General features: G+C 63.6%; 23 protein-coding genes. 10 read left to right on the forward strand and 13 right to left on the reverse strand.

Translation table 11 applies throughout. From position 1 onward, the window contains the following. On the reverse strand, positions 1 to 2055 hold the full coding sequence (gene glyS / locus ABM562_RS05370) for a glycine--tRNA ligase subunit beta (protein ID WP_115084530.1): 2055 nt from the start codon (positions 2053 to 2055) through the stop codon (positions 1 to 3). Then, the gene (gene glyQ / locus ABM562_RS05375) at positions 2052 to 2999 is read right to left on the reverse strand and encodes a glycine--tRNA ligase subunit alpha (protein ID WP_115084528.1); all 948 of its coding nucleotides are present in this window, start codon (positions 2997 to 2999) and stop codon (positions 2052 to 2054) included. Before glyQ ends, glyS begins: the two co-directional genes overlap by 4 nt. Positions 3000 to 3081: 82 nt before the next feature. Between glyQ and ABM562_RS05380 the strand changes: the two genes are divergently transcribed. Both ABM562_RS05380 and ABM562_RS05385 read left to right on the forward strand, forming a co-directional pair. After that, positions 3082 to 3633, forward strand: a complete 552-nt coding sequence (locus ABM562_RS05380) for a DNA-3-methyladenine glycosylase I (protein ID WP_115084526.1) — start codon at positions 3082 to 3084, stop codon at positions 3631 to 3633. Positions 3634 to 3672: 39 nt separating this feature from the next. Then, positions 3673 to 4560 carry a lysophospholipid acyltransferase gene (locus ABM562_RS05385; RefSeq protein ID WP_115084525.1) on the forward strand — a complete coding sequence of 296 codons (888 nt, stop codon included), beginning with the start codon at positions 3673 to 3675 and terminating at the stop codon, positions 4558 to 4560. 94 nt (positions 4561 to 4654) lie between these two features. Here the strand turns inward: ABM562_RS05385 and ABM562_RS05390 are convergent, their stop codons facing one another. Genes ABM562_RS05390 through def form a run of 5 tightly spaced genes read right to left on the reverse strand, consistent with a single transcriptional unit; the run spans position 4655 to position 9176 of the window. Then, complete coding sequence (locus ABM562_RS05390) at positions 4655 to 4966, reverse strand: tetratricopeptide repeat protein (RefSeq protein ID WP_134065285.1); 312 nt, start codon at positions 4964 to 4966, stop codon at positions 4655 to 4657. 13 nt (positions 4967 to 4979) lie between these two features. Continuing rightward, a complete protein-coding gene (trkA, locus tag ABM562_RS05395) occupies positions 4980 to 6353 on the reverse strand; it encodes a Trk system potassium transporter TrkA (RefSeq protein WP_010222685.1) in 1374 nt (457 codons plus the stop codon). 19 nt (positions 6354 to 6372) lie between these two features. Further along, a complete protein-coding gene (rsmB, locus tag ABM562_RS05400) occupies positions 6373 to 7683 on the reverse strand; it encodes a 16S rRNA (cytosine(967)-C(5))-methyltransferase RsmB (protein WP_460421081.1) in 1311 nt (436 codons plus the stop codon). Then, positions 7680 to 8612, reverse strand: coding sequence for a methionyl-tRNA formyltransferase (gene fmt, locus ABM562_RS05405; protein ID WP_134065289.1), 933 nt, complete (start codon positions 8610 to 8612; stop codon positions 7680 to 7682). The genes rsmB and fmt overlap by 4 nt, the downstream gene beginning before the upstream one ends. 57 nt (positions 8613 to 8669) lie before the next feature. After that, on the reverse strand, positions 8670 to 9176 hold the full coding sequence (gene def, locus ABM562_RS05410) for a peptide deformylase (RefSeq protein ID WP_134065291.1): 507 nt from the start codon (positions 9174 to 9176) through the stop codon (positions 8670 to 8672). Positions 9177 to 9417: 241 nt separating this feature from the next. Between def and dprA the strand changes: the two genes are divergently transcribed. Both dprA and ABM562_RS05420 read left to right on the forward strand, forming a co-directional pair. Then, complete coding sequence (gene dprA / locus ABM562_RS05415; RefSeq protein WP_115084516.1) at positions 9418 to 10518, forward strand: DNA-processing protein DprA; 1101 nt, start codon at positions 9418 to 9420, stop codon at positions 10516 to 10518. A gap of 37 nt (positions 10519 to 10555) precedes the next feature. Further along, a complete protein-coding gene (locus ABM562_RS05420) occupies positions 10556 to 11113 on the forward strand; it encodes an L-threonylcarbamoyladenylate synthase type 1 TsaC (protein ID WP_115084515.1) in 558 nt (185 codons plus the stop codon). A gap of 88 nt (positions 11114 to 11201) precedes the next feature. Here ABM562_RS05420 and ABM562_RS05425 read toward each other — a convergent pair whose 3' ends face one another. Beyond that, entirely contained in the window at positions 11202 to 12179 is a 978-nt protein-coding gene (locus ABM562_RS05425) for an NADPH:quinone reductase (protein ID WP_460421084.1), read from the reverse strand. Positions 12180 to 12309: 130 nt separating this feature from the next. On the opposite strand from ABM562_RS05425, the gene hemF reads away from it, so the two are divergent. Further along, entirely contained in the window at positions 12310 to 13236 is a 927-nt protein-coding gene (hemF, locus tag ABM562_RS05430; RefSeq protein WP_115084511.1) for an oxygen-dependent coproporphyrinogen oxidase, read from the forward strand. Between the two features lie 54 nt (positions 13237 to 13290). Beyond that, on the forward strand, positions 13291 to 14115 hold the full coding sequence (gene aroE / locus ABM562_RS05435; RefSeq protein WP_115084510.1) for a shikimate dehydrogenase: 825 nt from the start codon (positions 13291 to 13293) through the stop codon (positions 14113 to 14115). Here the strand turns inward: aroE and ABM562_RS05440 are convergent. Then, positions 14112 to 15683, reverse strand: a complete 1572-nt coding sequence (locus ABM562_RS05440; RefSeq protein ID WP_115084508.1) for a SulP family inorganic anion transporter — start codon at positions 15681 to 15683, stop codon at positions 14112 to 14114. The two genes, aroE and ABM562_RS05440, sit on opposite strands and share 4 nt — an antisense overlap. Before the next feature lie 66 nt (positions 15684 to 15749). Continuing rightward, entirely contained in the window at positions 15750 to 16367 is a 618-nt protein-coding gene (locus tag ABM562_RS05445) for an NAD(P)-dependent oxidoreductase (protein ID WP_115084995.1), read from the reverse strand. A gap of 77 nt (positions 16368 to 16444) precedes the next feature. On the opposite strand from ABM562_RS05445, the gene ABM562_RS05450 reads away from it, so the two are divergent. After that, positions 16445 to 16780: a DOPA 4,5-dioxygenase family protein gene (locus ABM562_RS05450; RefSeq protein ID WP_115084506.1), complete on the forward strand. Its 336-nt coding sequence runs from the start codon at positions 16445 to 16447 to the stop codon at positions 16778 to 16780. Positions 16781 to 16889: 109 nt separating this feature from the next. On the opposite strand, the gene trpA is transcribed toward ABM562_RS05450, so the two are convergent. Next, complete coding sequence (gene trpA / locus ABM562_RS05455; RefSeq protein ID WP_115084504.1) at positions 16890 to 17702, reverse strand: tryptophan synthase subunit alpha; 813 nt, start codon at positions 17700 to 17702, stop codon at positions 16890 to 16892. Then, on the reverse strand, positions 17699 to 18916 hold the full coding sequence (gene trpB / locus ABM562_RS05460) for a tryptophan synthase subunit beta (protein ID WP_038997863.1): 1218 nt from the start codon (positions 18914 to 18916) through the stop codon (positions 17699 to 17701). The genes trpA and trpB overlap by 4 nt, the downstream gene beginning before the upstream one ends. A gap of 109 nt (positions 18917 to 19025) precedes the next feature. Between trpB and ABM562_RS05465 the strand changes: the two genes are divergently transcribed. Further along, positions 19026 to 19922 (forward strand): LysR family transcriptional regulator, encoded by an 897-nt coding sequence (locus ABM562_RS05465; RefSeq protein WP_166675760.1) that lies wholly within the window; start codon positions 19026 to 19028, stop codon positions 19920 to 19922. Here ABM562_RS05465 and ABM562_RS05470 read toward each other — a convergent pair. Further along, complete coding sequence (locus ABM562_RS05470; protein WP_460421088.1) at positions 19919 to 20245, reverse strand: ElaB/YgaM/YqjD family protein; 327 nt, start codon at positions 20243 to 20245, stop codon at positions 19919 to 19921. The genes ABM562_RS05465 and ABM562_RS05470 overlap by 4 nt on opposite strands. Before the next feature lie 152 nt (positions 20246 to 20397). On the opposite strand from ABM562_RS05470, the gene ABM562_RS05475 reads away from it, so the two are divergent. Together ABM562_RS05475 and ABM562_RS05480 are read left to right on the forward strand one after the other, a co-directional pair. Next, the gene (locus ABM562_RS05475) at positions 20398 to 20613 is read left to right on the forward strand and encodes a dodecin (RefSeq protein ID WP_010222667.1); all 216 of its coding nucleotides are present in this window, start codon (positions 20398 to 20400) and stop codon (positions 20611 to 20613) included. Between the two features lie 103 nt (positions 20614 to 20716). After that, positions 20717 to 20941 carry a DUF1161 domain-containing protein gene (locus tag ABM562_RS05480; RefSeq protein ID WP_460421090.1) on the forward strand — a complete coding sequence of 75 codons (225 nt, stop codon included), beginning with the start codon at positions 20717 to 20719 and terminating at the stop codon, positions 20939 to 20941. Positions 20942 to 20989: the final 48 nt, after the last annotated feature.

Raw genomic sequence — 20989 nt, forward strand, 5'->3', positions numbered from 1 at the left:
TTACCCCAGCAGCGAAATGTCGGCCACGCCCAGGAACAGACCGCGCAGGCGGCTGAGCAGGGCATAACGGTTGGCGCGGACATTGGCGTCGTCGGCGTTGACCATCACCGCCTCGAAGAAGGCGTCGACCGGTTCACGCAGGGCTGCCAGGCGCGCCAGCGATTCGCTGTACTGGCGCGCGGCAGCCATTGGCTGCACGGCCTGGTCGGCTTGCTGGATGGCCGAGTACAGGGAGAACTCGTTGGCGTTGTCGAAGTACTTCGGCTCGACCGTGGTGGCGACAGCGCCTTCGGCCTTGCTCAGCAGGTTCGACACGCGCTTGTTCACCGCGGCCAGGGCAGCGGCTTCCGGCAGTTGGCGGAAGGCCTGGACGGCCTGCACGCGCTGGTCGAAGTCCAGGGCCGAGCCTGGCTTGAGGGCACGCACCGACAAGTAGGTGGCAACGTCGATACCCTCGTCTTCGTAACGGGCACGCAGACGATCGAAGACGAACTCCAGTACCTGCTCGCCCAGGCCGGCGGCCTTGACCTTGGTACCGAACTGGCTGACTGCGAAGTTCACCGCTTCGTTCAGGTCCAGGTCCAGCTGTTTCTCGATCAGGATGCGCAGTACTCCCAGCGCTGCACGACGCAGGGCATAGGGGTCCTTGCTACCGGTCGGGAGCATGCCGATACCGAAGATACCCACCAGGGTGTCGAGCTTGTCGGCGATGGCCACAGCCGCGCCGGTCAGGGTCGACGGCAGTTCGGCACCGGCACCGCGCGGCATGTACTGCTCGTTCAGGGCCAGGGCAACGTCTTGCGGCTCGCCGTCGTTGAGCGCGTAGTAGTAGCCGGCAACACCCTGCATTTCAGGGAACTCGCCGACCATTTCGGTGGCCAGGTCGCATTTCGACAGCAGCCCGGCACGCGCCGCACGTTGGGCGTCGCCGCCAATGCGCTGAGCGATGAAGGCAGCCAGCTTGGCAACCCGCTCGGCCTTGTCGAAGACACTGCCCAGCTGGGCCTGGAACACTACGTTCTTCAGGCGCTCGTTGAAGCTTTCCAGCGGCTGCTTCTTGTCTTGCTTGAAGAAGAATTCGGCGTCGGTCAGGCGTGGGCGCACGACCTTCTCGTTGCCTTCGACGATCTGCTTCGGATCGCGACTCTCGACGTTGGCCACGGTGATGAAGCGCGGCAGCAGCTTGCCGTCGGCATCCAGCAGGCAGAAGTATTTCTGGTTGTCCTGCATGGTGGTGATCAGGGCTTCCTGCGGTACTTCAAGGAAGCGTTCCTCGAACGAGCACACCAGCGGCACTGGCCATTCGACCAGGGCGGTCACTTCATCGAGCAGCGCTGGCGGCACGATGGCGCTGCCTTCCTGTTGCATTGCCAGTTCGGCGGTACGCTTGCTGATCAGCTCGCGGCGCTCGGCAAAATCTGCCAGGACGTACGCCTTGCGCAGGTCTTCCTGGTAGTTGGCCGGGGCGCTGATGCGCACGTTTTCCGGATGGTGGAAGCGGTGGCCACGGGATTCACGACCGGCAGTCTGCGCCAGCAGGGTGCAGTCGACCACTTCGTCACCGAGCAGCATGACCAGCCACTGGGTTGGACGCACGAACTCTTCCTTGCGTGCACCCCAGCGCATGCGCTTGGGGATCGGCAGGTCGTTGAGCGAGTCTTCGACGATGGTTGGCAGCAGGCTGGCGGTGGCCTTGCCCGGGATGTGCTGTGAGAAGCGCAGCTTGGCGCCGCTCTGGTCGATATCCGACAGCTCTACCCCACACTTCTTGGCGAAGCCCAGGGCGGCCTGGGTCGGGTTGCCTTCAGCATCGAAGGCGGCCTGGCGTGGCGGGCCGTCGAGGTTGACGCTGCGGTCCGGCTGCTGGGTGTCGAGGTTGCGGATCAGCACGGCCAGGCGGCGCGGCGCGGCGAACACCTGCTTGTCGGTGTAGTTCAGGCCAGCGGCCTGCAGGCCTTTCTCGATACCGGCGAGGAAGGCGTCACCGAGGCTGCTCAGGGCCTTGGGTGGCAGTTCTTCGGTGCCCAGTTCAACCAGGAAATCTTGAGCACTCATTGTGCAGCCTCCAGCTTAGCCAACACTTCATCACGCAATTCAGGGGACGCCATCGGGAAGCCCAGCTTGGCGCGGGCTTGCAGGTAGCTCTGGGCTACGGCCCGGGCCAGGGTCCGTACGCGCAGGATGTAACGCTGACGCTCGGTCACCGAGATGGCGCGGCGGGCATCGAGCAGGTTGAAGGTGTGCGAGGCCTTGAGGACCATTTCATAGGTCGGCAGCGGCAGCTCCAGCTCGATCAGGCGGTTGGCTTCGCTTTCGTAGAAGTCGAACAGTTCGAACAGCTTCTCGACGTTGGCGTGTTCGAAGTTGTAGGTCGACTGCTCCACTTCGTTCTGGTGGAACACGTCGCCGTAGGTCACCTTGCCGAACGGGCCGTCGGTCCAGATCAGGTCGTAGACCGAATCCACGCCTTGCAGGTACATGGCCAGGCGTTCCAGGCCGTAGGTGATTTCACCGGTGACCGGGAAGCATTCGATGCCGCCCACTTGCTGGAAGTAGGTGAACTGGGTGACTTCCATGCCGTTGAGCCAGATTTCCCAACCCAGACCCCAGGCGCCGAGGGTCGGCGATTCCCAGTTGTCTTCGACGAAACGGATGTCGTGCACCAGCGGGTCGAGGCCGATGGCTTTCAGCGAGCCCAGGTACAGTTCCTGGAAGTTCGCCGGGTTCGGCTTGAGGACCACCTGGAACTGATAGTAGTGCTGCAGGCGGTTCGGGTTTTCGCCATAACGGCCATCCGCCGGACGACGGCTAGGCTGCACATAGGCGGCGTTCCAGGTTTCCGGGCCGACGGCGCGCAGGAACGTGGCAGTATGGAAAGTGCCGGCGCCTACTTCCATATCGTAGGGCTGAAGCACCACACAACCTTGCTCGGCCCAGTAGTTCTGCAGGGCGAGGATCAAGTCTTGGAAGGTACGCACGGCTGGCGTAGGCTGGCTCACGAAATTCACCTGTTTCTAGGGCTGCGAATATAAAGAGCGGGAGTATAACCCGATTCGCGCAGGCCTCTACCCTTGGAGCCTTATGCCACGTTGCTTTTGGTGTACCGACGATCCGCTTTACCAGGCTTACCACGACCAGGAATGGGGCACGCCGCAGCGTGATCCTGGCCAGTTGTTCGAGATGTTGCTGCTCGAAGGCTTCCAGGCCGGGTTGTCGTGGATCACTGTGCTGAAGAAACGCGAACGCTACCGTCAGGTGCTGTTCGGCTTCGATCCGCAGCGCCTGGCGCAAATGAGCGATGAAGAGATCGAAGAGCGCATGCTCGACCCGGGCATCATCCGCAACCGCCTCAAGCTCAATGCCGCGCGGCGCAATGCGCGGGCCTGGCTGGCGCTGGAGAACCCCGTTGAATGGCTTTGGTCGTTCGTCGGCGGCGCACCGAAGATCAATCATTTCGGCCAGCGCAGCGAGGTCCCGGCAGTCACCGATGAGGCCAAGGCAATGAGCAAGGCACTGCAGAAAGCTGGCTTCACCTTTGTCGGCCCGACTATCTGCTACGCCTTCATGCAGGCCACCGGCATGGTCATGGATCACACCCGCGATTGTGATCGCTACGCCGCTCTGCTGCGCTGAGGGTTACAATGGCCGGCTTGCAGAAAGAGGAACCAGCCTGTGGATAAATTCAAGGGCGCCTTGATGGTCGGGGCGTTGCGGTTGTTTGCCAAACTCCCCTGGGGCGCGGTACAGCGAGTCGGCGCGGCCATCGGCTGGATCATGTGGAAGGTGCCGAACAGTTCGCGCAACGTCGTGCGCATCAACCTGGCCAAATGCTTCCCGGAAATGGACCCGGTTGCCCGTGAGCAACTGGTTGGCCGGACCCTGATGGACATCGGCAAATCCTTTACCGAAAGCGCCTGTGCCTGGATCTGGCCGGCCCAGCGCTCGCTCGACCTGGTGCGCGAGGTCGAAGGCCTGGACGTGCTTGAAGCTGCCTTGGCGTCGGGCAAGGGCGTGGTCGGCATCACCAGCCACCTGGGCAACTGGGAAGTGCTCAACCACTTCTATTGCAGCCAGTGCAAACCGATCATTTTCTATCGCCCGCCCAAGCTCAAGGCGGTTGATGACCTGTTGCGCGAGCAGCGCGTGCAGCTGGGTAACCGCGTGGCCGCTTCCACCAAGGAAGGCATCCTGAGCATCATCAAGGAAGTGCGTAGAGGCGGTCAGGTCGGCATTCCGGCAGACCCGGAGCCGGCCGAGTCGGCGGGGATCTTCGTGCCGTTCTTCGCCACCAAGGCGCTGACCAGCAAATTCGTGCCAAACATGCTCGCTGGCGGCAAGGCAGTCGGGGTGTTCCTGCATGCCCTGCGCCTGCCGGATGGCTCTGGCTTCAAGGTGATCCTGGAAGCGGCGCCCGAGGCGATGTACAGCGAAGACACCGAAACCTCGGCGGCGGCCATGAGCCAGGTGGTCGAGCGCTATGTGCGGGCGTATCCGAGCCAATACATGTGGAGCATGAAGCGCTTCAAGAAGCGTCCGGCGGGTGAGCCGCGCTGGTATTGAGCTCCCTATCGCAGGCAAAGCCAGCTCCCACAGGATCGAGTTCGGCCATCAATTGTGGGAGCCGGCGTTGCCGGCGATGGACCGCGAAGCGGTCCTAAACAGCCTTGTCGAGCTTCTTCAGAAACACCGTCATCTCTTTCTCGGCCTGCTTGTCGCCATGGGCGCGAGCCGCTTCCAGCCCCTGCTCCCAGGCCTTGCGTGCACCCGCCAGGTCTCCCTGTAGCTGATGCGCCTTGCCCAGCAGCTTCCATGCCGCCGAATACTTCGGGTCGTGCTCAACGCAGCGCTGCAAGTGCACGGCCGCCTCGGCGCCATTGCCTTCATCGAGCCAGGCCTTGCCCAGGCCAAAGCGCAACAGGGCGTTATCCACACCCTTGGCCAGCATCTTTTCCAGTGATTCGCGCATTCCAGGTCCCTCTTTAGAAGAAGCTCAACCCTACATGGAACAGCTTCTCGACGTCACGGATGTACTTTTTATCCACAACGAAGAGGATCACGTGGTCGCCGGCTTCGATCACCGTGTCGTCATGGGCGATCAGTACTTCTTCGTCGCGAATGATCGCGCCGATGGTGGTGCCCGGTGGCAGGGCGATGTCTTCGATGGCCTTGCCGATCACCTTGCTCGACTTCGAGTCGCCGTGGGCAATCGCCTCGATGGCCTCGGCCGCACCGCGGCGCAGCGAGTGCACGCTGACGATATCGCCGCGGCGCACGTGAGCCAGCAGGGTGCCGATGGTGGCCAGCTGCGGGCTGATGGCGATGTCGATTTCGCCACCCTGGACCAGGTCGACATAGGCCGGGTTGTTGATGATGGTCATTACCTTGCGCGCGCCCAGGCGCTTGGCCAGCAGCGAGGACATGATGTTGGCCTCGTCATCGTTGGTCAGGGCCAGGAAGATGTCGGCTTCGGCGATGTTCTCTTCGAGCATCAGGTCGCGGTCCGAGGCGCTGCCTTGCAGTACCACGGTGCTTTCCAGGGTGTCGGACAGGTGCCGGCAGCGTGCCGGGTTCATCTCGATGATTTTCACCTGGTAACGGCTCTCGATGGCCTCGGCCAGGCGCTCGCCGATCTGCCCGCCGCCGGCGATGACCACGCGCTTGTTGGTCTCGTCGATGCGCCGCAGCTCGCCCATCACCGCACGGATGTGCGCCTTGGCGGCGATGAAGAACACTTCGTCGTCGGCCTCGATGACCGTGTCGCCTTGGGGCAGGATCGGCCGGTCACGGCGGAAGATCGCTGCCACGCGGGTGTCGACATTGGGCATGTGCGCACGGATCTGGCGCAGTTGCTGGCCCACCAGCGGTCCGCCGTAGTAGGCCTTGACCGCCACCAGTTGGGCCTTGCCTTCGGCGAAGTCGATCACCTGCAAGGCGCCGGGATGTTCGATCAGACGCTTGATGTAGTGGGTTACCACCTGCTCGGGGCTGATCAGCACGTCGACCGGGATGGCGTCGTTGTCGAACAGGCCGGCGCGGGTCAAGTAGGCCGATTCGCGCACCCGGGCGATCTTGGTCGGGGTGTGGAACAGGGTATGGGCGACCTGGCAGGCCACCATGTTGGTCTCGTCGCTATTGGTTACCGCCACCAGCATGTCGGCATCGTCGGCGCCGGCCTGGCGCAGCACGGTCGGAAAGGAGGCGCGGCCCTGCACGGTACGGATGTCCAGGCGGTCGCCGAGGTCGCGCAGGCGGTCGCCATCGGTGTCGACCACGGTGATGTCGTTGGCTTCGCTGGCCAGGTGTTCAGCCAGCGTACCGCCGACCTGCCCTGCGCCGAGGATGATGATCTTCATCCGCTGTTCCCTTCTCTTGTTATCCGCGCACGGCGGCGATTTTGATCAGCTTGGCATAGTAGAAGCCGTCGTGTCCGCCTTCCTGGGCCAGCAACTGGCGGCCATGGGGCTGGCGGATACCGGCCTGGGTCGCCAGGTCCAGCTCGCGGGCACCGGGGGTGCGGGCGAGGAAGGCCTCGATCACTTCGGTGTTTTCCGTCGGCAAGGTCGAGCAGGTGGCGTAGAGCAGGATGCCGCCGACCTCGAGGGTTGGCCACAGGGCGTCGAGCAGCTCGCCTTGCAGGCTGGCCAGGGCGGCGATGTCGCCGGCCTGGCGGGTCAGCTTGATGTCCGGATGGCGGCGGATCACCCCGGTGGCTGAACACGGCGCATCGAGCAGGATGCGCTGGAAGCCTTTGCCATCCCACCAGTTGGCGGTGTCGCGGGCGTCGCAGGCGATCAACTGGGCGTCGAGGCCCAGGCGATCGAGGTTCTCGCGCACGCGGGTCAGGCGCTTGGCCTCAAGGTCGATAGCGACCACGGCGTCCAGCCCCGCTTCAGCTTCCAGCAGGTGGCAGGTCTTGCCACCCGGGGCGCAGCAGGCGTCGAGCACGCGCTGGCCGGGGGACAGGTCGAGCAGGTCGGCGGCCAGTTGTGCGGCTTCGTCCTGGACGCTGATCCAACCCTGGTCGAAACCGGGCAGGCCGCGTACATCGCAGGCTTCGGCGAGCAGGATGCCGTCGCCGCTGAACTGGCAGGGCGCGGCTTCAAGGCCGGCTTCACGCAGCAGTTCGAGGTAGGCATCGCGGCTGTGATGGCGGCGGTTGACCCGCAAAATCATCGGCGGGTGGGCGTTGTTGGCAGCGCAGATGGCTTCCCATTGCTCGGGCCAGAAGGCCTTGAGCGACTTTTGCAGCCAGCGCGGGTGCGCAGTGCGCACCACCGGGTCGCGTTCCAGCTCGGCGAAAATCTCGCTGCTTTCCCGTTGCGCACGGCGCAGCACGGCGTTGAGCAAGCCCTTGGCCCAGGGCTTTTTCAGCTTGTCGGCGCAGCCTACGGTTTCGCCGATGGCGGCATGGGCGGGAATGCGCGTGTAGAGCAGCTGATACAGGCCGACCAGCAGCAGCGCCTCGACATCAGCGTCGGCGGCCTTGAACGGCTTCTGCAGCAGGCGCTCGGCCAGGGCCGACAGCCGTGGCTGCCAGCGCGCGGTGCCGAAGGCCAGGTCCTGGGTCAGGCCACGGTCACGTACTTCGACTTTGTCCAGCTGACTTGGCAGCGAGCTGTTCAGCGATGCCTTGCCACTGAGTACTGCCGCCAGGGCGCGGGCGGCTGCCAGACGTGGATTCATTGGCCAAGTACCGTGCCGGTGGCGAATTTCTCGCGGCGACTGTTGAACAGGTCACTGAAGTTCAGCGCCTTGCCGCCAGGCAGTTGCAGGCGGGTCAGGCACAGCGCCTGCTCACCGCAGGCGACGATCAGGCCGTCCTTGCTGGCAGAGAGGATTTCCCCTGGGTTGCCCGAGCCTGTGGATAAGCTGGCGGTGAGCACCTTCACGGCTTCGCCGTTGAGGGTGCTGTGGCAGATCGGCCATGGGTTGAAGGCGCGAATCAGGCGCTCCAGCTCAACCGCCGGACGGCTCCAGTCCAGGCGCGCTTCGTCCTTGTTCAGCTTGTGTGCATAAGTGGCCAGGCTGTCGTCCTGTACTTCACCCTGCAAGGTGCCAGCGGCGAGGCCCGCAACGGCCTCGAGCACGGCTGGCGGGCCCATTTCGGCGAGGCGGTCGTGCAGGGTGCCACCGGTGTCGCTGGCACTGATCGGGGTGCTGACCTTGAGCAGCATCGGCCCGGTGTCCAGGCCCGCTTCCATGCGCATCACGGTGACGCCGCTTTCGCTGTCACCGGCTTCGACCGCACGCTGGATCGGCGCGGCGCCACGCCAGCGCGGCAGCAGCGAAGCATGGCTGTTGATGCAGCCCAGGCGCGGAATATCCAGCACCGCCTGGGGCAGGATCAGGCCATAGGCGACCACCACCATCAGGTCAGGCTGCAGGGCTGCCAGTTCCGCTTGTGCCTCGGCGTTGCGCAGGGTCGGTGGTTGCAGGACCTGGATGCCGTTATCCACAGCCAGCTGCTTGACCGCGCTTGGCATCAGTTTTTGCCCACGACCGGCCGGACGGTCCGGCTGGGTGTAGACCGCCACCACGTCATAGGGGCTGTCGATCAGGGCCTTGAGGTGTTCGGCGGCAAACTCTGGGGTGCCTGCGAAGACAATGCGCATGGAGTTCTCGCTTAAAAAGAAAAAGGCTTGCCGGAGCAAGCCTTTGGGAAGAGGAGATCAAGCTTGCTGGCGATGCTGTTTTTCCAGCTTCTTCTTGATCCGGTCGCGTTTGAGCGTCGACAGGTAGTCAACGAACAGCTTGCCGTTGAGGTGGTCGCATTCGTGCTGGATGCACACCGCCAACAGGCCTTCGGCGATCAGCTCGTACGGCTTGCCGTCGCGGTCCAGCGCCTTGACCTTGACCCGTATCGGGCGATCGACGTTCTCGTAGAAGCCGGGCACCGACAGGCAGCCTTCCTGATACTGATCCATTTCGTCGGTCAGCATCTCGAGTTCGGGGTTGATGAACACCCGTGGCTCGCTGCGGTCTTCGCTCAGGTCCATGACCACGATGCGCTGGTGCACGTTGATCTGGGTGGCGGCGAGGCCGATGCCAGGGGCTTCGTACATGGTTTCAAACATGTCATCGATCAACTGGCGAACGCCGTCGTCGACTTCGGTCACCGGTTTGGCGATGGTACGAAGGCGCGGGTCCGGGAATTCGAGGATGTTCAGAATGGCCATAAGCGTATGAGCTGCACTGTGCGATGAATTACAAACATGAGTACACATAATAAAGGGATTCGGCGCATTCGGCACCTGGCAAAGGTCAGCTAAGGTTTCAGGGTGCTTTTTCACCCGTGTCTGCAAGCCTGAAGGACTGCCCTCGAGGGAAATCCTTCAACCGGTTGTCAAAGTATTATCAACAGAGTTATCCACAGCTTCTTCACGGCTGGCCCAGGCTGCCCGATCAAGGATGATCGTCATGTCGCAACCCTTATCGCCGGCGTGTTCACCCGCCGAACTCGAAGCGCGCTTGCGTCTTCATTTGCTGCCGTCCCTGGGGCCGCGGCGTTTTCATACCCTTATCCAGGCCTTTGGCAACGCCTCTGCGGCACTCAGTGCGCCGGCCGCTGCCTGGCGCGTGCTGGGCGTGCCAACGGAGAGCAGCGATGCCCGGCGCAGCCTTGAAGTGCGTGACGGCGCGGCAGCGGCAATGCGCTGGCTAGAGGCCCGCGACCAGCATTTGCTGATGTGGGATGACCCCTGCTACCCAGGCTTGCTGGCCGAACTGGGGGACGCCCCGCCGCTGCTTTTTATCGCCGGCAACCCGGCCATTCTGGAAAAACCGCAGTTGGCGATCGTTGGCAGTCGAAGGGCGGCGAGGCCTGCGCTCGATACAGCAGCGGCCTTCTCTCGAAGTCTTGCCCGGGGTGGTTTTGTCATTACCAGCGGCCTGGCCCTGGGGGTCGATGGCGCTGCGCATCAGGCTGCCCTGGACGCCGGCGGGCAGACCATCGGTGTGCTGGGTACCGGGCTGCAAAAATTTTATCCACAGCGCCACAGAGCGCTGGCGGCGGCGATGATCGAGCGAGGTAGCGCGGTGGTCTCCGAGTTTCCGCTGGATGCCGGGCCTGTGGCCGGTAATTTTCCCCGGCGAAACCGGATCATCAGCGGCCTGTCGCTGGGTGTGCTGGTGGTCGAGGCGAGTCTTGCCAGTGGTTCGCTGATTACCGCGCGACTGGCGGCTGAGCAAGGCCGCGAGGTGTATGCCATTCCAGGCTCGATTCACCACCCCGGCTCCAAGGGCTGTCACCAGTTGATTCGTGATGGCGCCTTGTTGGTGGAAACCGTCGACCAGATCGTCGAAACCCTGCAGGGCTGGCAGCGCTTGCCGCCCTTGCAATCGCCTGTAACCGCCAGCCATGCCCTGGTCGACTTGCTGCTGGCCGCGCCGCAAACCACTGAGGGCCTGGCCAGTAGCAGTGGCTGGCCGTTACCCAGGGTGCTGGCCGCGCTGACTGAGCTGGAATTGGCCGGAAGGGTCTGTAATGAAGCTGGGCGTTGGTTTGCCCGGCCCGGCTAAGTACACTGCTCATCTGCCTTTATGCGGAGTGAAAGCAATGGTGAGCAGTTGGCGTGTGCAACAAGCCGCGCGTGAAATTCGGGCAGGTGCGGTGATTGCCTATCCGACCGAAGCGGTCTGGGGCCTGGGTTGTGACCCTTGGAACGAAGAAGCGGTGGATCGCCTGCTGGCGATCAAGTCGCGTTCGGTCGACAAGGGGCTGATCCTGATCGCCGATAATATCCACCAGTTCGACTTCCTTTTCGAGGATTTCCCCGAAACCTGGCTGGACCGCATGTCTGCGACCTGGCCGGGGCCGAACACCTGGCTGGTGCCGCATCAGAACCTGCTGCCGGAGTGGATTACCGGGGTGCATGACACGGTGGCGTTGCGCGTTAGCGATCACCCGGTCGTGCGGGATTTGTGCGCACTGGTCGGGCCGCTGATTTCCACGTCGGCCAACCCGCAAGGTCGCCCGGCTGCCAAGACCCGTTTGCGCGTCGAGCAGTACTTCCGCGGGCAGCTGGACCTGGTGCTCGGTGGCGCCCTGGGTGGGCGGCGTAACCCGAGTGTGATTCGTGACCTGGCGACCGGTGAGATTGTGCGGGCCGGCTGAGGGCCTCATCGCTGGCAAGCCAGCTCCCACAAGGTTTACCGAGAGCCCTGTGGGAGCCGGCCTTGCCGGCGATGAATTCACCCCCGCTTCAAGGCAGCAACACCGTCGACCCCACCGTCCTGCGCGCCGACAGCTCGCTCTGTGCCCTGGCCGCCTCGCTCAGTGGATAACGTTGCTGGATATCCACAGCCAGCTTGCCGCTGGCAATCATCGCAAACAGATCGTCAGCCATCGCCTGGGTGTTCTCGGCGTTATTGGCATAGCTGGCCAGGGTTGGCCGGGTGACATACAGCGAGCCCTTTTGCGCCAGGATCCCCAGGTTGACCCCGCTCACCGCGCCAGAGGCATTGCCGAAGCTGACCATCAGCCCACGCGGCGCCAGGCAGTCCAATGAAGTCAGCCAAGTGTCCTGGCCGACGCCGTCGTACACCACCGGGCATTTCTTTCCGTCAGTCAGTTCCAGTACTCGCTGGGCCACGTCTTCGCGGCTGTAATCGATGGCCGCCCAGGCGCCCAGGGCTTTGGCTCGCTCGGCCTTCTCGGCGGAGCTGACAGTACCGATCAATCTGGCCCCCAGGGCTTTGGCCCATTGGCAGGCCAGCGAGCCGACGCCACCTGCTGCGGCGTGGAACAAGATGGTTTCGCCCGGTTGCACCGCGTAGGTCTGCTTGAGCAGGTATTGCACGGTCAGGCCCTTGAGCATCACCGCCGCCGCTTGCTCGAAGCTGATGCTGTCGGGGAGTTTGACCAGGTTGGCCTCAGGCAGCACATGCACTTCGCTATAGGCGCCCAGCGGGCCGCCGGCATAGGCGACGCGGTCGCCGACCTTGAGCCGGGTGACTTGCTCGCCCACCGCCTCGACCACTCCGGCGCCTTCAGTGCCCAGGCCCGATGGCAGTGACGGCGGCGCATAGAGACCGCTGCGAAAGTAGGTATCGATGAAGTTCAGGCCGATCGCCTGGTTACGCACGCGGACCTGCTGCGGGCCGGGCGCCGCCGGCTCGAAGTCGACCAGGGTCAGGACTTCGGGGCCGCCGTGCTGGCTGAACTGGATACGCTTGGCCATCTGCACTCTCCTGAAGGTACCGGAAAACCCCTATCGGACGCCTTTGCTTGATCGCCGTCAACTGCGGCCCGCCTGCCGCCGGTGGTATGCTACGCGCCGAATTTGCCTTAGCCCGCTTCCAGGTGACCTGATGACTAGCCGCACCGAGGCCGTGAAAGCCTACCTGCTCGACCTGCAAGACCGTATCTGCACCGCCCTCGAAAACGAAGACGGCGGCGCCCGCTTTGTCGAGGACGCCTGGACGCGCGAGGCCGGCGGTGGCGGGCGAACCCGGGTGATCGGCGACGGCAAGGTCATCGAAAAAGGCGGGGTGAACTTCTCCCACGTGTTCGGCAGCGGTTTGCCACCCTCGGCCAGTGCCCACCGGCCGGAGCTGGCTGGGCGCGGTTTCGAAGCCCTGGGCGTGTCGCTGGTGATCCATCCGCACAACCCGCATGTGCCGACTTCCCACGCCAACGTGCGGTTTTTCATCGCTGAGAAAGAAGGTGAAGAAGCCGTCTGGTGGTTTGGCGGCGGCTTCGACCTGACCCCTTACTACGGCAACGAAGAAGACTGTGTGCATTGGCACCAGGTTGCCGAGCGCGCCTGCGCGCCTTTTGGCGCCGACGTCTATCCGCGCTACAAAGCCTGGTGCGACCGCTACTTCCACCTCAAGCACCGCGGCGAGCCACGGGGCATTGGCGGCCTGTTCTTCGATGACCTCAACGAATGGGACTTCGACACCTGCTTCGCCTTCATCCGCGCCATCGGCGACGCCTATGTCGAGGCTTACCTGCCGATCGTCCAGCGCCGCAAGGATCAGCCCTATACCGCCGAGCAGCGTGAGTTCCAGGAATACCGTCGCGGCCGCTATGTCGAGTTCAACCTGGTCTACGACCGTGGCACCCTGTTCGGCCTGCAATCGGGCGGACGTACCGAATCGATCCTCATGTCGCTGCCACCGCAAGTGCGTTGGGGGTACGATTGGAAGGCCGCGCCAGGCAGCGAAGAAGCACGTCTGACCGAGTATTTCCTGCAGGACCGTGATTGGCTTGGCGAGGCCAGGACCAGCCACTGAACCGCTGTGGATAACTTTCCGGCCCTGCCCGACCTTGACCCAGGAACCGCGTGAATGGACCAGTACGTTGTATTCGGCAACCCGATCGGCCACAGCAAGTCGCCGCTGATCCACCGCCTGTTCGCCGACCAGACCGGCCAGCAGCTGGAGTACAGCACGCTGCTGGCGCCACTGGATGATTTCAGCATGTGTGCCCAAGGCTTTTTCAAGCAGGGCCTGGGCGCCAACGTCACCGTGCCGTTCAAGGAAGAAGCCTATCGCCTGGTCGATAGCCTGACGCCACGGGCCAAGCGTGCGGGGGCGGTCAACACCCTGAGCAAGCTCGCCGACGGCAGCCTGCAGGGCGACAACACCGATGGTGCCGGCCTGGTGCGCGACCTGACCGTCAATGCCGGCGTGCAACTGACCGGCAAGCGCATCCTGCTGCTCGGCGCCGGCGGTGCCGTGCGTGGGGTGCTGGAGCCATTGCTGGCGCACAATCCGGCTTCGCTGGTGATCGCCAACCGCACGGTGGAAAAAGCCGAACAACTGGCCCGTGAGTTCGCCGACCTGGGGCCGGTGGCTGCCAGCGGTTTCGACTGGCTTGAAGAGCCGGTCGACCTGATCATCAACGCCACTTCGGCGAGCCTTGCCGGCGAGTTGCCGCCGATCTCCGCCAGCCTGATCGAGCCGGGTAAAACCGTGTGCTACGACATGATGTATGGCAAGGAGCCGACGCCTTTCTGCCGCTGGGCCAGCGAGCACCAGGCCGCCAAGGTCCTGGACGGCCTGGGCATGCTTGCCGAACAGGCCGCCGAGGCGTTCTTCATCTGGCGTGGCGTGCGCCCCGACACTGCCCCGGTGCTGGATGAACTGCGCCGCCAGCTGGCGCGCGGCTAATCTTTGAAGCGGATCGGGCAGTTCGCTGCCCCTTCGAGCTTGTGCAATTCCTCGATCACTTGCGGGCGCGCCCGTTGTAGCGTCAGGCTGCCGCCCGCACGGCCCAGTCGCCGGGCTTCGCGGTGGAGCATGTCGACCCCGGAATAGTCGATGAAGTTGATCTGCCGCGCATCGATCACCACCTGCGGGCCCTGGCAGCGTTGCAGGCGTACCTGCAGGTAATGGCTGGCGCCGAAGAAGATCGAGCCACCCACCCGCAGCACATCGGCATCGCCTTCACGAGACTGCTGCACCCGTGGCCGCGAAGTACGCTTGAGGTAGAAAAACAGCGACGCCAGTACCCCGGCGTAGATTGCTGTTTGCAGCTCCAGCAGCAAGGTGGCGGCAGCAGTCAGGGCCATGACCAGAAATTCCGAGCGGCTGACCCGAAATAGTGCGCGGATCACCCGACGATCCACCAGTCCCCAGCAGATCAGCAGGATGCTGCCGGCCATGGCCGGGATCGGGATATGCGCGATCAGTCCCGCCCCTGCTACCGCAAATAAAGTTACCCACAGGGCGGAAAACACTCCGGCCAAGGGCGAACGGGCGCCAGCGTCATAGCTGAGCCCGGAGCGGGTGAAGGAACCGGACGACAGGTAGCCGGAGAAGAACCCCCCGACCATGTTCGACAAGCCCTGGGCGCGGATCTCCTGATTGGCATCGATGAGCTGTTCGGAGCGTGAAGACAGCGAGCGGGCAATCGACAGGCTGGTAACCAGACCGAGCATGCCTACCGCGACGGCGCTGGGTAGCAGACGCAGGATCAGTTCCAGGTCCAGCAGTGGCAACGGGCTCAGCGGTGGCAACTGGCCGATGAAGCCGGGGACCAATTGCACGTGGCCAAAAACGCCTGGCAGCGACCAGACCAGCAAGCTGGCAACCGCCAAGGTTATCAACAGGCCGGGCCAGCGCGGGCGCATTACCTTTACCGCAACGCCCAGCAGTACGGTACCCAGGCCCAGCAACAGTGAAGGCCAATCCACCTCCCCGGCGTGATCCAGCAAGTTTTGCAGGGTTTTCAATGCCGTGGCCTGGCTGGGCAGGTTCATCCCCAGCAAGTTGGGCAGTTGCCCAAGCGCGATCACCACCGCAGCACCCAGGGTGAAGCCCAGCACCACCGATTGCGAGACAAAATTGACCAGCGCACCAAAGCGCAGCAGCCCCAGCAACCACTGAAACACCCCGGCGAGGAAGGTCAGCAGCAGGATCAGGGTGATGTAGTCGCTGCTGCCAGCGACCGCCAGCGGGCTGACGCTGGCATAGAGGACGATTGAGATCGCTGCCGTCGGCCCGCAGATCAGGTGCCAGGAAGAACCCCACAGGCAGGCGATCATGACCGGCACAATCGCCGCGTACAGCCCGTACTCGGCAGGCAGCCCGGCGATCAGGGCGTAGGCGATTGATTGCGGCAAGGCCAGGATCGCCCCGCTCAGGCCGACCAGTAGATCGCGGCGCACACTGGCTCGGGTCTGGCGCGGCAGCCAAGTGAGAAACGGCAGCAGTTGGTGGCGGTCGGGCCAGGCCATGAAGGGTCTCTATCGCAGGTGGAAGCTGTTCAGGGTGCGATGTCGGGCGCTTGGGTGCAAGCCGGGTCAGAAGACAAAGTTCACGTGTTCGCCGTGGTGCAGCTTCAGCTCCAGGGCATCAACCATGGCGGCCGCCACCCGGGCCAGGCGTTGCAGTGGCTCGGCCAGGCCCGGCTCAAGGGTGCCGTGGGTCTGGTGAAAATGCTCGATACCCAGGCCAGCAACCTGTTGTGGAGTATTGACCAAGGTCCAGTGCAGCGGGCTGCGCTGCAACAGGTCGACGATCTGGTCGGCGCAGGCCCGTTGCTGCTCGCTGTGCCCTTCGCTGTGATCCAGCACGTCGAAATCGCCCACCAGCAGCAGCCGGCGTATAGTTGTGCGGGCCATGCCGGCGATCAGCGCTTGGCTCATGCGCAGCTGCGCGGCAAAGTCGTCAGGCGCCAGTGCCGCCAGCAGGCAGATCACCGCCGAACCGCCGGCTACGCTTTGTTCAGCCTGATCGGGGTTGTCCAGGCCGCCGGTCTTGAAGTGCAAGCCGGGGCGTGGCGCCAGGCTGTTGAGGTCATCGACCACGGCGATCACCTCGTGCTGGCGCTTGAGCAATTCGGCCATCAGGGCGCTGCCCAGGCTGCTCAGTCCTCCGAGCAGGGCCAGTTTGAACACTGGGGTTTCGGCATTTTTCACCAGATCACTCCATTGGCAGCGGGTGATCATTTGACCCGCGCAGCGCGCTGCGGGTTCGTTATGATTCAGGAGTTTTCGTGCAGAGGATCAAGGGTTATCACGCCCATATCTACTATGACGCCAGCACCATGGAACAGGCCCGGCAACTGTGTGAAGAAGCCGCTCGGCTGTTTCCGGTGAGCATGGGCCGCATGCATCAGAAGCCGGTCGGACCGCACCCGGACTGGAGCTGCCAGCTGGCCTTCGGGCCTGAGGTGGTGGGCGTGGTGTTGCCCTGGCTGGCGTTGTATCGCCATGGGCTGGTGGTGTTTCTGCATCCGCTGACCGGGGATGAGCTGGCCGATCATCGCGATCATGCGATCTGGATGGGAGCGGTGCGGCCTTTGAATCTTTCGATCTTTCAACAGCCTTGAAATTTCGAGCTTTACCATCGCTGGCAAGCCAGCTCCCACAGGTACCGGAGTGATCCGAAGATCGCCGCTGTCCTGTGGGAGCCGGCTTGCCGGCGATTGAGGCGCTGCCTCAAGCCTTGCGCGCACCCCGCACACCCTGGGCCAACGCCGAGCACAGCTCGAGCACATCACCCACGGCCTGTTCGGCATTCTTGGCATTGGCAATCTTGTCCACCAGCGCCGAGCCTACCACTACACCATCTGACAGTTTGGCAATGGCAGCTGCCTGCTCTGGCGTGCGGATACCGAAGCCGACGCTGATCGGCAGGTCGGTGTGCCGGCGCAGGCGCTCGATGGCGCTGCTGACGTGTTCGGTGGTCGCTGAACCGGCACCGGTCACGCCGGCAACCGACACGTAGTAGACGAAGCCCGAGCTGCGCTCAAGCACGCGCGGCAGGCGCACGTCGTCGGTGGTCGGGGTGGTCAGGCGGATGAAGTCGATACCTGCGGCCTGGGCCGGGGTAGCCAGCTCGGCATCATGCTCTGGCGGCAGGTCGACGATGATCAGGCCATCCACGCCCACTGCCTTGGCCTGGGCCACGAAGGCCTCGACACCAAAGCGGTGGATCGGGTTGTAGTAGCCCATCAGCACGATCGGCGTGGTCTGGTTGCCGACGCGGAACTCGCTGACCATCTGCAGGGTTTTCGCCAGGGTCTGGCCGGCTTCCAGGGCGCGCAGGGTGGCGAGCTGAATTGCCACGCCGTCGGCCATCGGGTCGGTGAACGGCATGCCCAGCTCGATCACGTCGGCGCCAGCAGCCGGCAGGCCCTTGAGGATCTCCAGCGAGGCATCGTAGCCAGGGTCGCCGGCGGTGATGAAGGTGACCAGTGCGGAGCGGCCTTCGGCCTTCAGTTCGGCGAAGCGTTGTTCAAGACGGCTCATGCCTGTTTCTCCTGGGCGGCCATATGGCTCATCACGGTTTGCATGTCTTTGTCGCCGCGCCCGGACAGGCACACCACCATCAGGTGATCCTTGGGCAGGGTTGGCGCGCGTTTGATCGCTTCGGCCAGGGCATGGGAGGTTTCCAGGGCCGGAATAATGCCTTCCAGGCGGCAGGTGGTGTGGAACGCGGCCAGGGCTTCGTCGTCGGTGATGCTGACGTACTCGACGCGTTTCACTTCGTGCAACCAGGCGTGTTCAGGGCCGATGCCGGGGTAGTCGAGGCCGGCGGAAATCGAGTGGGCGTCGGTGATCTGGCCGTCGGCATCCTGCAGCAGGTAGGTGCGGTTGCCATGCAGTACGCCCGGCACGCCACCGTTGAGGCTGGCGGCATGCTTGTCAGTGTCGACGCCATGGCCACCGGCTTCGACGCCGATGATCTGCACGCTGGCGTCATCGAGGAAGTCGTGGAACAGGCCCATGGCATTGGAGCCGCCGCCGACGCAGGCGATCAGGCTGTCGGGCAGGCGCCCTTCCTTGGCTTGCAGCTGTTCGCGGGTTTCTTTGCCGATGATCGACTGGAAGTCGCGGACCATTGCCGGGTACGGGTGCGGGCCGGCCACGGTGCCGATCAGGTAGAAGGTGTCGTCGACGTTGGTGACCCAGTCACGCAAAGCCTCGTTCATCGCGTCCTTGAGGGTGCCGGTACCGGCGGTGACCGGGACGATTTCGGCGCCCAGCAGCTTCATGCGAAATACGTTGGCTTGCTGGCGCTCGATGTCGGTGGCGCCCATGTAGATCACGCAAGGCAGGCCGAAGCGTGCGGCGACGGTGGCAGTGGCCACACCGTGCATGCCGGCTCCGGTTTCGGCGATCAAGCGTTTTTTGCCCATGCGCTTGGCCAGCAGTACCTGGCCAATGCAGTTGTTCACCTTGTGCGCGCCGGTGTGGTTGAGCTCTTCACGCTTGAAGAAGATCTTCGCGCCGCCGCAATGTTCGGTCAGGCGTTCGGCGAAATACAGCGGGTTGGGCCGGCCGATGTAGTCGCGCTGAAAGTACGCCAGTTGCTCGAGGAACTCCGGGTCGGCCTTGGCCGCCTCGTATTCGCGGGCCAGGTCGAGCACCAGCGGCATCAGGGTTTCTGCCACGTAGCGGCCGCCGAATGCGCCAAACAGGCCGTTGGCATCGGGGCCGGCGCGGAAGTTGGTCTGGGTCATGGGTCGCTCCAGGGCGGTAGTGAAGTCGGGAATGGCTTTACTCTAACCACGACACGCGCAACTGAAAACCGATAAGATTGCGACAACATGTCAGGAAAACTCACACGTCATGCGCCAGGACCTGCCTCCCCTCAATGCCCTTCGGGCCTTTGAAGCCACTGCCCGGCTCAACAGCGTCAGCCAGGCGGCCGAGCAGCTGCACGTTACCCACGGTGCGGTAAGCCGGCAATTGAAGGTGCTTGAAGAACACCTTGGGGTGGCGTTGTTCGTCAAGGAAGGGCGCGGCCTTAAACTCACAGATGCGGGTGTGCGTTTACGCGATGCCAGCAGCGACGCGTTCGAGCGTCTGCGCGGGGTGTGCGCCGAACTGAGCCAGAGCAGCGCCGATGCGCCGTTCGTCCTCGGCTGTTCCGGTAGCTTGCTGGCACGCTGGTTCATCCCGCGGCTGGGCCGGCTGAAGGCGGACCTGCCGCAACTGCGCCTGCACCTGTCGGCCGGTGAAGGTGATCTCGACCCGCGCCGCCCGGGGCTGGACGCCCTGCTGGTGTTTGCCGAGCCACCGTGGCCGGCGGACATGCAGGTTCATGTGCTGGCCCAGGAGCGCATTGGCCCGGTGCTCAGCCCGCACTTCCCCGGCTTCAACCGCTTGCAGCAGGCGCCGGCTGAGGCGCTGCTGGCTGAAACACTGTTGCAGACCACCTCTCGCCCGCAAGCCTGGCCAAGCTGGGCCGCGCAGCAGGGTATAGACCCGCAGGCGCTGCGCTACGGGCAGGATTTCGAGCATCTGTATTACTTGCTGGAGGCGGCAGTGGCGGGGCTGGGTGTGGCGATTGCACCGCAACCGCTGGTAGCCGACGATCTGCGGGCCGGCCGTCTGGCTGCACCCTGGGGATTTTGTGAAACACAGGCCGCGCTGGCCCTGTGGGTGCCGCGACGCGCCGCAGACGGGCGCGCCGAGCAATTAGCCGGCTGGTTGCGCGCCGAGCTGGCGCGCCAGGCCGCTTAGTTACCGCGTTTGCACAGCAGGTACGCGGCCAACAGGCCGAGGGCGCCAACGGCGACACCGGCGGTGGTCCAAGGGTGCTCCTGGGCATAGTCGCGGGTGGCGAGGCCAGTCTGGCGGGTCTTGGTTTTGACGTCTTCGTAGGCATCGCTGAGCAGGCTGCGCGAATGGCGCAGGGCATTCTCGGCGTTGCCCTTGAGCGTCTTCAAGGTTTTGCGCGACTCATCCGAGGCATCGTCCTTGAGGCTTTCCAGGGACTTGAGCAGGCTTTCGATTTCCGCTTCCATGCTTTGCAGCGAAGCTTTGCGCAGCGAGGTGTTGGCCATGGTGACTCTCCTTCGAGGTTGAGTTGAGCTGTGTAGTTTCCGACTACAGGGTGTTGGGAAAGTGCAGTCGAACTTTTAGCGGTATTTACCCCTCGCAGGTAAATCAGCCCGGCGCTGCTAGGCTCTATCTCACATTAAAAAAGGAGGTTGCCATGTCAGATCACCACACCTACAAGAAAATCGAGCTTGTCGGCTCGTCGCCTACTTCCATTGAAGAGGCGATCAACAACGCCCTGGCCGAGGCAGGCAAAAGCATCAAGCATCTTGAATGGTTCGAGGTGGTCGACACCCGTGGCCATATCAAGGACAACAAGGCCGCGCATTTTCAGGTCACGCTCAAGGTGGGCTTTCGCATCGTCAATAGCTGAAGCGGCGACACTGGCTTGTGCGGGTCAATTGCGTTACACAGTCTGAGGCGCCCGGCCCTCCTGGCGCCCTTCTCTACTTTGATCTGAACAAGGAAAGCGATCGATGAAGAAGTTAGTAGTAGCGATAGGTTTGATGACGTTGGCGGGTACCGCGTTGGCAGCCGGCAAGCCATGTGAAGAGTTGAAAGCTGAGATAGCCGCCAAGATCGACGCCAAGGGCGTCAGCGGCTACTCGCTGGAGATCGTCGATAAAGGCGCTGCCGCTGGTGGCAAGGTCGTGGGTAGCTGCGAAGGCGGTACCAAGGAAATCGTCTACAAGCGCGGCTGATCGATATTGAATCCATCGCGGGGCAATCCCGCTCCTACCTGATTGTAG

This window comes from Pseudomonas sp. ZL2, from assembly GCF_054788455.1.